Annotated in this window: 7 protein-coding genes and 1 pseudogene; 7 read left to right on the top strand and 1 reads right to left on the bottom strand. The window is 69.6% G+C overall.

Annotated features, from left to right (window positions below):
* From AB0M30_RS35680 to AB0M30_RS35670, 3 genes and pseudogenes are all read left to right on the top strand, one after another.
* A pseudogene (locus AB0M30_RS35680) lies at positions 1-117 on the top strand (hypothetical protein); the annotation flags it as partial.
* Positions 114-1502: a family 2B encapsulin nanocompartment shell protein gene (locus tag AB0M30_RS35675; RefSeq protein ID WP_364593264.1), complete on the top strand. Its 1389-nt coding sequence runs from the start codon at positions 114-116 to the stop codon at positions 1500-1502. The pseudogene AB0M30_RS35680 and the gene AB0M30_RS35675, both read left to right, overlap by 4 nt.
* Positions 1502-2521 carry a family 2 encapsulin nanocompartment cargo protein polyprenyl transferase gene (locus AB0M30_RS35670; RefSeq protein ID WP_364593261.1) on the top strand — a complete coding sequence of 340 codons (1020 nt, stop codon included), beginning with the start codon at positions 1502-1504 and terminating at the stop codon, positions 2519-2521. The genes AB0M30_RS35675 and AB0M30_RS35670 overlap by 1 nt, the downstream gene beginning before the upstream one ends.
* Positions 2522-2722: 201 nt before the next feature.
* On the opposite strand, the gene AB0M30_RS35665 is transcribed toward AB0M30_RS35670, so the two are convergent.
* A complete protein-coding gene (locus AB0M30_RS35665) occupies positions 2723-3856 on the bottom strand; it encodes a CapA family protein (protein ID WP_364593258.1) in 1134 nt (377 codons plus the stop codon).
* Between the two features lie 367 nt (positions 3857-4223).
* Here AB0M30_RS35665 and AB0M30_RS35660 point away from each other — a divergent pair, with 367 nt between their 5' ends.
* The 4 genes from AB0M30_RS35660 (at position 4224) to AB0M30_RS35645 (ending at position 8482) form a co-directional block, all read left to right on the top strand.
* A complete protein-coding gene (locus AB0M30_RS35660; protein WP_364593255.1) occupies positions 4224-5198 on the top strand; it encodes a substrate-binding domain-containing protein in 975 nt (324 codons plus the stop codon).
* A 73-nt stretch (positions 5199-5271) separates the two neighbouring features.
* On the top strand, positions 5272-6810 hold the full coding sequence (locus tag AB0M30_RS35655; protein ID WP_364593252.1) for a sugar ABC transporter ATP-binding protein: 1539 nt from the start codon (positions 5272-5274) through the stop codon (positions 6808-6810).
* Positions 6807-7832: an ABC transporter permease gene (locus tag AB0M30_RS35650; RefSeq protein WP_364593249.1), complete on the top strand. Its 1026-nt coding sequence runs from the start codon at positions 6807-6809 to the stop codon at positions 7830-7832. Before AB0M30_RS35655 ends, AB0M30_RS35650 begins: the two co-directional genes overlap by 4 nt.
* A gap of 2 nt (positions 7833-7834) precedes the next feature.
* Entirely contained in the window at positions 7835-8482 is a 648-nt protein-coding gene (locus AB0M30_RS35645) for an FCD domain-containing protein (protein WP_103335629.1), read from the top strand.
* Positions 8483-8554 lie beyond the last annotated feature (72 nt).

Genomic DNA, 8554 nt, shown 5'->3' with positions numbered 1-8554 from the left:
ATCAACGAACAAGCCATCATCTCCTACCTCGTCTCCGCCTACTACTCCGCCGCCGTCCTCGTCCCCGACGCCCTCGCCGTCCTCGAAAGCGCCGAGATCGGCCGGGAAACTCCGTGACCGTCACCGAGGAAACGGCGTCGGTGCAGCTGTCGCTGAGTGTCCGTGCGGCACGGACCCTGACCACCACCACCAAAACACTGCCGCAGATGCGCGGCATCACCACCCGCTGGCTCCTCTCCCAACTCCCCTGGGTCGAAGTCCCCGCCGGGTCCTACCGGGTCAACCGGCGCCTCACCTACACCCTCGGCGACGGCAAACTCTCCTTCTACACCACCGGCGCCCGCGTCCACGTCGTCCCCGCCGAACTCACCGAACTCGCCCTGCTGCGCAACTTCGGCGACGAAACCGCCCTCGGAGCGTTAGCGGACGCGTTCGAGCAACGCGAATACGAACCCGGCGACACCCTCGTCGAAGCCGGCGCACCACTGGACACCCTGTTCCTCCTCGCCCACGGCAAAATCACCCGCCACGCCACCGGCCCCTACGGCGACGAACTCCACCTCGGCACCGCCACCGACGGCGACCACTTCGGCGAAGAACTCCTCGGCCCCGACCCCGGCACCTGGACCTACACCGCCCGCGCCGCCACCCGCGTCATCGCCCTCGTCCTGCCCGCCGCCGCCTACGCCCGCCTCAACGGCCGCACCGAATCCCTGCGCACCCACGTCACCGAAGCCCTCGCACAGCCACACAAACCCCAGAACGCCAAAGGCGAAGCCGCGATCGACCTCGCCGCCGGCCACGACGGCGAACCCCTGCTCCCCGGCACCTACGTCGACTACGACCCCTCACCCCGCGAATACGACCTCGCCGTCGCCCAAACCGTCCTGCGGGTCCACAACCGGGTCACCGACCTCTACAACCAGCCCATGAACCAGCTCGAACAACAACTCCGGCTCACCGTGGAAGCGTTGCGGGAACGCCAAGAACACGAACTGATCAACAACACCGACTTCGGGCTGCTGCACAACACCGACCTCAAACAACGCATCCCCACCCGCACCGGCCCACCCACCCCCCTCGACCTCGACGACCTGCTCTGCCGCCGCCGCAAAACCCGCTTCTTCCTCGCCCACCCCCAAGCCATCGCCGCGTTCGGCCGGGAATGCACCAGCCGCCGGATCTACCCCGACACCATCCTGCTCGACGGCAAACCCGTCACCGCCTGGCGCGGCGTCCCGATCCTGCCCTGCGACAAAATCCCGATCAGCGCCACCGGCACCACCTCAATCCTCGCCATGCGCACCGGCGAAGACGACGCCGGCGTCATCGGCCTCCGCCCCAAGTCACTGCCGGACGAATACCAGCCCGGACTCAACGTCCGACAGATGAACACCGACGACCACGCCATCACCTCCTACCTCGTCAGCGCCTACCACTCCGCCGCCGTCCTCGTCCCCGACGCCCTCGGCGCCCTCGACGACGTCCAGGTCGGTCGCTGATGACGACCATGAACACGCGCACCGCGGCCCGTCCGCTCGCCGACGTCCTCGCGTGGAGCAAGGGGCTCGTCGACCCGGCACTGCGGGCGGCCGCCGAGCGGCTACCCGAGACGATGCGGCGGATCGCCGCCTACCACTTCGGCTGGCAGGACGCCGACGGCCGGCCGGCGGCCACCGACGGCGGCAAGGCGCTGCGGCCGGCGTTGGTGCTGCTGTGCGCGGAAGCCGCGGGCGGGGAGGCGGCCGACGCCGTGCCCGCCGCCGTCGCGGTCGAGCTGGTGCACAACTTTTCGCTGCTGCACGACGACATCATGGACGGCGACACCACCCGGCGGCACCGCGCGACGGCGTGGACGGTGTTCGGCACCGGGCCGGCGGTGCTGGCCGGGGACGCGTTGCTGAGCCTGGCGTTCGAGGTGCTGGCACCGAGCGGGGCGGCGAACGCGAAGGTGCTGTCGGCGGCGACACTGGCCCTGCTCGAGGGACAGGCCGCGGACCTGGACTTCGAGCAACGCGACGACGTCACCCCCGGCGAGTGCGTCCGGATGGCGGAGGGCAAGACGGCGGCCCTGCTGGGCGCGGCCTGCACGCTCGGGGCGGCCTTCGGAACGCCCGGCGCGGATCGCTTCGGCGCGTTCGGCCGGGCGGTGGGCCTGGCGTTCCAGCACGTCGACGACCTGCTCGGCATCTGGGGCGACCCGGTCGTCACCGGCAAGCCGGTGTACTCGGACCTCCAGAACCGCAAGAAGTCCCTGCCGGTGGTGACGGCCCTGTGTTCGGGCACGCCCGCCGGCGCGGACCTCGCCAAGCTCTACGCCGGGCACGAGCCCTTGGACCAGCCCGCGCTGGCCCGCGCGGCTTCCCTCGTCGAGGCCGCGGGCGGACGACAGTGGAGCCAGGCCCAGGCGGAGGCGTTGCTGGCCAAGGCCTTGCGCGACCTCACCGCGACCGGCCAGCCCACCCGCGCCACCGCCGAACTCGCCTCCCTGGCCCGCCTGATCACCACCCGCACCCACTGAACCCGTGCTTGAAGCGCCAACTCGCGTGATCAGAACGCCAACTCACGTGATTGGAGGGTCGACACGCGTGATCAGGGGGTCGACACGGCGGCAGGTCCGGTACTGCCGTGTCGACCCTTCAATCACGCGTGTCGACTCCTCCATCACGCGTGTCGACCCCTGGATCACGCGTGTCGACCCTGGGGGCACGCTTGATGGCCCTTACCTGGTGGGGCGGGTCAGGCCGGATTTGTCTGCCCCCAGGCTCAGGATGTTCTTGTCCGTGTCCTGGAGGGCCTTGGTGACCTGCGGGGACGCGGGCGATGTCGACAAGTCGATCAGGCGGATGGGGGCGTCCAGTTTGATCAGGGTCGGGATGTACTCGGCCTTGTCGACCTTCCAGCGGTCGCCGTCGCGGACGAAGCGGAAGCGGGCTGCCGCGCCTTCCTCGGTGTCCCCGCGCGGCTCGGAGTGGCGGGCGACGCTGTTGCCCAGCCCGTAGGCCACCCACTTGCCGCCGATCTTCTCGAACGGCTGGACCACGTGGGCGTGGTGGCCGACGATCAGGTCGACGTCGTCCGACGCCAGGATCTTCTTGGCCTGCGACCGCTGTTCGGCCGTCGGGTCGTGCTGGTACTCGACGCCCCAGTGCAGGCTCGCGATCACGACCTGCGCCCCGGCCTGGCGGGCCTTCCGGGCCGCCGCCAGCACGTCGTCGACGTCGATCTGGTTGGCCAGCCACGGTTTCCCGGCGGGCACCTTGATGCCGTTGAAGCCGAACGCGTACGACACCTGGGCGACCTTGACGCCGTGGACGTCGAGGATCAGCGGCTTCGCGGCCTCGGCGGCCGACCGCGCCGAGCCGGTGTGCTTGACGCCGACGTCGTCGAGCTTGTCCAGGGTCCGGGTGACGCCCTCGGCGCCCTGGTCGATCGTGTGGTTGGACGACGTCGAGCAGGTGTCGTAGCCGGTGTCCTTGATCGCGTCGGCGATCTCCGGCGGCGCGCTGAACGACGGGTACCCGCTGTACGGGCCGCCCTCCGGCGCCAGCGGCGTCTCGAGGTGGCAGATGCCGAGGTCGGCGCCGGAAATCAGCGGCTTGATCCCGGCCAGCAGCGGCCGGTAGTCGATCTTCCCGCCGCCGTCGGCCTCGGCCTGCTCGGTCAGCGCCGGGTGGATCAGGACGTCCCCGGTGGCGACGACGCTGAACGAACCCTCGGGGGCGGCGGCTCCCGCCGAAGAAGCGGCCGTCTCCGGAAAGGGCGTGGGTGCCGGCCCCTGCCGCGGCGGCGGGCCGCTGCAGGCCGCGGCCAGGAGCGCAACCCCGGCGAGCGCGGCGACGCGGTGCTTCGTCATCGGTCCCCCTAACGTGGTCCGGCCATCCTGCCAGCCGGGCATATCCGGCAGAGACGGCCTGCCCGGTCGCGTGAAACTTCCACCACAGTCGACAACACCGATCAGAACATCGCCACGAGACAAAACCGGACAACGCGCAGCCCAGAGCAGAAAAAATACGATAAATCACCCCCATGCAGGTGATCAAGAAACTACGTAGAGTAGGTCTCACTCCGCTAACTGCGCCTTGACGCTCCTCGAACGGGTGTTTTGTAATACGAGTCACTTCGCGAACTCGACCAGACCCACCCGACCTCGGCCCTCATGGGAGCACTCGATGTCCACATACCCGCACAGGTTTCGTACCTGGAGCGTTGTTGGTTGTTGTTTGATTTCCGGCGCTCTGCTGGCCTCCTGCTCTTCGGGCAAAGACACCGCGGCACCGCAGCAGCAGGCGCCCACGAACGGCAAGGTCACCCTGTACTACCTGCAGAAACAGGGCGACCAGCAGTACTTCGTCGAGCAGGCGCAGGGCGCGCAGGAGAAGGCCAAGGAGCTCGGCGTCGAGCTCAAGGTCGTCAACCTCGGCCAGGACGCCAACAAGGCGATCACCGAACTGGACGCCGCGGTCGCGCAGGGCGCCAACGGCGTCGCCATCGTCGTCCCGGACCAGGCGATCGGCCCGCAGGTGATCGACAAGGCCAAGAGCGCGGGCATCCCGCTCATCGCCTCCGACGACGTCATCAAGGACGGCACCGGCGCCAAGGCCCCGTTCGTCGGCTTCAACGGCAGCCAGATGGGCGACTCGGTCGGCACCGAGGCGGGCAAGCTCTTCAAGGCCGCCGGCTGGGCACCCGCCGACACGAAGATCATCAGCGCCTACAAGCAGGACCTCACCGTCTGCACCGACCGCGTCAACGCCGCCAAGACGGCGTTCGCCAAGGCCGCGGGCGCGGACGTCCCGGTGATCGAAGTCGGCACCGACAACTCCCCGGTCGACGCGCAGAACAAATCCGGCGCGGTGATCGGCTCCAACCCGGGCGTCAAGCACTGGGTCGTGTGGGGCTGCAACGACGAGAACGAAACCGGCGTCGTGACCGCGCTGGCCAACTCCGGCGTCCAGGCGAACAACATCATCGGCGTCGGGCTCGGCGCGTACCTCACCTGCAAGGACTGGGCCGCGGGCAAGGACACCGGCAACAAGGCCGCGCTCTACATCTCCGGCGCCGAGGTCGGCCGCTCGGCGATCCAGGTGCTGGTCGACAAGGTGAAGAACGGCAAGGAGCTGCCGGCGGAGACGATCGCCAAGACCACGATCGTCAACAAGGACAACTACAAGCAGGCCGGCGTCAACTGCACCTGACCCACTCCCTCGTGAGTGGTAAGGCGGGTTCTAACCCGCCTTACCACTCACGACCGCCGTACGGAAGGCGACCATGTCCAGCTCTTCTCCCGCACTCGCCGTCGCAGGCATCGGCAAGCGTTTCTCCGGTGTCACCGCCCTCGACGACGTCTCGCTGGAGTTCCGCTCCGGCGAAGTCCTGGCCCTGATGGGCGAGAACGGCGCCGGCAAGTCGACGCTCCTGCGCGTGCTGTCCGGTGACCAGGGCCCGGACGAGGGCCGGCTGCTCCTGGACGGCACCGAGGTCACGTTCGACACCCCGCGCGCGGCGATGGCCGCCGGGGTGCGCGTGATCTACCAGGAACCCGAGATCATTCCGCACGTTTCCGTGGCGGAGAACGTCTTCGTCGGCGAACTGCCCGCGAAGGCCCGGGTGTTCAGCCGCCGCACGCTCACCAAGGCCACCCAGGACGCGCTCGCCGAGTACGGCTTCGAAGGCGTGCTCCACCCGGCGACGCTGGGTGTCGCGTTGTCGGCCGCGCAGCGGCAGATCGTCGAGATCCTCCGGGTCCTCACCGCGGCCACCCCGCCGAAGGTGATCGCGTTCGACGAACCGACGTCGTCGCTGTCGGAGCACGAAGTCGAGGCGCTGTTCCGGCTGATCGGGCGGCTGCGCGACAGCGGCGTCGCGGTCGTCTACGTCTCGCACCGGATGAAGGAGATCTTCCAGCTCGCCGACCGCGTCGCGGTGCTGCGCGACGGGAAGCTCGTCGGCGTTCAGCAGGCCGCGGAGACCGACGAAGCCGGCCTGGTCCGGATGATGATCGGCCGCGACCTGTCGGCGCTGGAACGCCGCGTCACCCAGGACACCGGCGACGTGGTCCTGAAGCTGGCCGACGTCACGACCGACGACGTCACCGGCATCTCGCTGCAGGTCCGGGCGGGCGAGGTCGTCTGCCTGGCCGGGCTGGTCGGCGCGGGACGCTCCGAGCTGGCCCGCGCGATCGTCGGCGACCTGCCGATCCGGTCCGGGACCGTGGAGCTCGCCGGCAAACGGCTGCGCGCGCACAACCCGGGTGACGCCGTCAAAGCGGGCATCGGCTTCGCGCCCGAAGAGCGCAAGACGGACGCGTTGCTCATGCAGCGGTCCGTACGCGACAACGTCTCCATCGCCGTCCTGGACCGGCTTCGCCGCTTCCGGGTCGTGAAGCGGGCGAAGGAACGCGCGCTCGTCGAGGAGTACGTACGCGAGCTTCGCGTGCGGACGCCGTCGATGGAGCAGGAAGTCCGCAAGCTTTCCGGCGGCAACCAGCAGAAGGCCGTCCTCGCGCGGTGGCTCGCGCGGCGGCCGAAGCTGCTGATCCTCGACGAGCCGACGCGCGGGGTGGACGTCGGCGCGAAGGCCGAGATCTACCGGATCATCGACGGCCTCGCCGCCGAAGGCATCGCGCTGCTGGTCATCTCCTCCGACCTGCCCGAGGTGCTGACGCTGGCCGACCGCATCCTCGTCATGCGGGCCGGGCGGCTCGCGGGCGAGATCAGCCGCGAAGACGCGACCGAGGAAGCCGTGCTGACCCTCGCCATCCCCGAAACCGAACCAGCCGTGGACGACGCCCAGGAGATCGGCGCATGAGCACCCCCACCAAGGAAACGTCAGCCCCCACCGCCCCGCCGCAGCCGAGCGCCGCGCGCCGCGTGCTGACCGGCATCGGCGTGCAGAACTCGAGCCTGATCATCACGCTGATCGCGCTGGTGATCCTGCTGAGCGTGCTGAACGAAAACTTCTTCCGCACCAACAACCTGCTGCTGATCGGCAGCGCGATCACCATCATGGGACTGCTCGCGCTGGTGCAGACCCTGGTGATCATCCTGGGCGCGCTGGACATCTCGGTCGGCTCGATGGCCGGGCTCGCCTCGGTCATCTCGGCGATGGTGTTCACCTCGACCGGCAACGCCGAGGTCGGCATCCTCGCCGCGGTCGGCGTCGGCATCCTGTGCGGCCTGGTCAACGGCATGATCATCATCTTCGGCCGGGTCAACCCGGTGGTCGCGACGCTGGCCATGCTCGCCACCTACAAGGGCATCGCGCAGGTCATCTCGAACGGCAAGGCCCAGGGCTACACCGGCGGCGACGACCTGTTCATCTTCCTGGCCAAGGGGGCGATCGCGGGCCTGCCGTCGCTGGTGTGGGTGTTCCTGATCGTCGCGGCGCTGCTGCACTTCCTGCTCAAGTACACCGACATCGGCCGCAACGTCTACGCCATCGGCGGCAACGACACCGCCGCCCGGCTGGCCGGCATCAACATCAACCGGTACATCATCGGCGTGTACGCCCTCGTCGGCGTGGTCGCGGCGATCGCCGGCGTGCTGATCACCGCCCGCACCGGGTCCGGCCAGCCGACGTCCGGGTCCGAGGGCCTGGAGCTGCAGGCCGTCACCGGCGCCGCGCTCGGCGGCACGATGCTCAAGGGCGGGCGCGGGTCGATCATTTCGACCGTGCTCGCGGTGGTCATCCTGGGCGTGCTCGACAACGGCATGTCCGGGCTGGGCATCAACCCGTTCTGGCAGAACGTCGCCCACGGTGCCCTGCTGGTGATCGCGGTCGTGCTGCAGCAGCTGCGCAGCGGGGAACGGCGCGTCGGCCTGCCCGAGTAGCGGTGCGGAACCTCCATGCACGCATCGTCGACGAACTGGGCCGGCTGATCGTCGAAGGCGTCCTCGGGGACGGGCAGCCGCTCGTCCCCGAGGAGCTCGGCCGCCGGTTCTCCGCGTCCCGCACGGTGGTGCGCGAAGCGTTGCGCGTGCTCGAATCCAAGGGCATGGTCACCGCGCGGCCGCGGGTCGGGACCTGGACGCTGCCGCCCGAGGCGTGGGACGCAATCGACCCGGACGTCATCGCCTGGCGCGTCGGCGGCCCCGGCGGCCGCGAGCACCTGCGCGAGCTGCTGGAACTGCGGCTGGCCATCGAACCGCAGGCGGCGCGGATCGCGGCGCGGCACCGGCGTCCCGACGAGCTTTCGGCGATGGCGTCGGCCTACGCGCAGATGGCCGACGCGGTCGAGCGTGGCGACGGCGAAGCGTTCCGGGACGCCGATTCGCGGTTCCACGCGGCGCTGCTCCGGGCGTCGGGGAACACGCTGATCGCGCAGCTGCAGGTGCCCGTGGTCGCCGCGCTGAAGGCGCACGGCGAGCCGATGGAGCTCGTGGCGCATTCCCGGGTGCTGACGCTGGTGCTGGCGAAGAACGCCGACGGCGCCGAATCCGCGTGCCGCCGATTGCTGGAAACCGTTGCGGCGTACCGCTGATCGGTACCTTGACACGGTTACCGGGACGCGCTTCACTCGCTGCGGATGACCGCCGCCATGAGCTGAGGAGGA

Source organism: Amycolatopsis sp. NPDC051716 (genome assembly GCF_040681595.1).
In the GTDB taxonomy this organism is placed as follows: Bacteria; Actinomycetota; Actinomycetes; order Mycobacteriales; family Pseudonocardiaceae; genus Amycolatopsis.
The sequence above is the reverse complement of the archived record's forward strand: the minus strand, read 5'-3'. Positions and strand labels throughout refer to the sequence as shown.

Excerpts from the sequence above, each read along its gene's own strand:
- AB0M30_RS35670 (WP_364593261.1), top strand. The coding sequence starts at position 1,502 with ATGACGACCATGAACACGCGCACCGCGGCCCGTCCGCTCGCCGACGTC.
- AB0M30_RS35665 (WP_364593258.1), bottom strand. The coding sequence starts at position 3,856 with ATGACGAAGCACCGCGTCGCCGCGCTCGCCGGGGTTGCGCTCCTGGCC.
- AB0M30_RS35655 (WP_364593252.1), top strand. The coding sequence starts at position 5,272 with ATGTCCAGCTCTTCTCCCGCACTCGCCGTCGCAGGCATCGGCAAGCGT.
- AB0M30_RS35650 (WP_364593249.1), top strand. The coding sequence starts at position 6,807 with ATGAGCACCCCCACCAAGGAAACGTCAGCCCCCACCGCCCCGCCGCAG.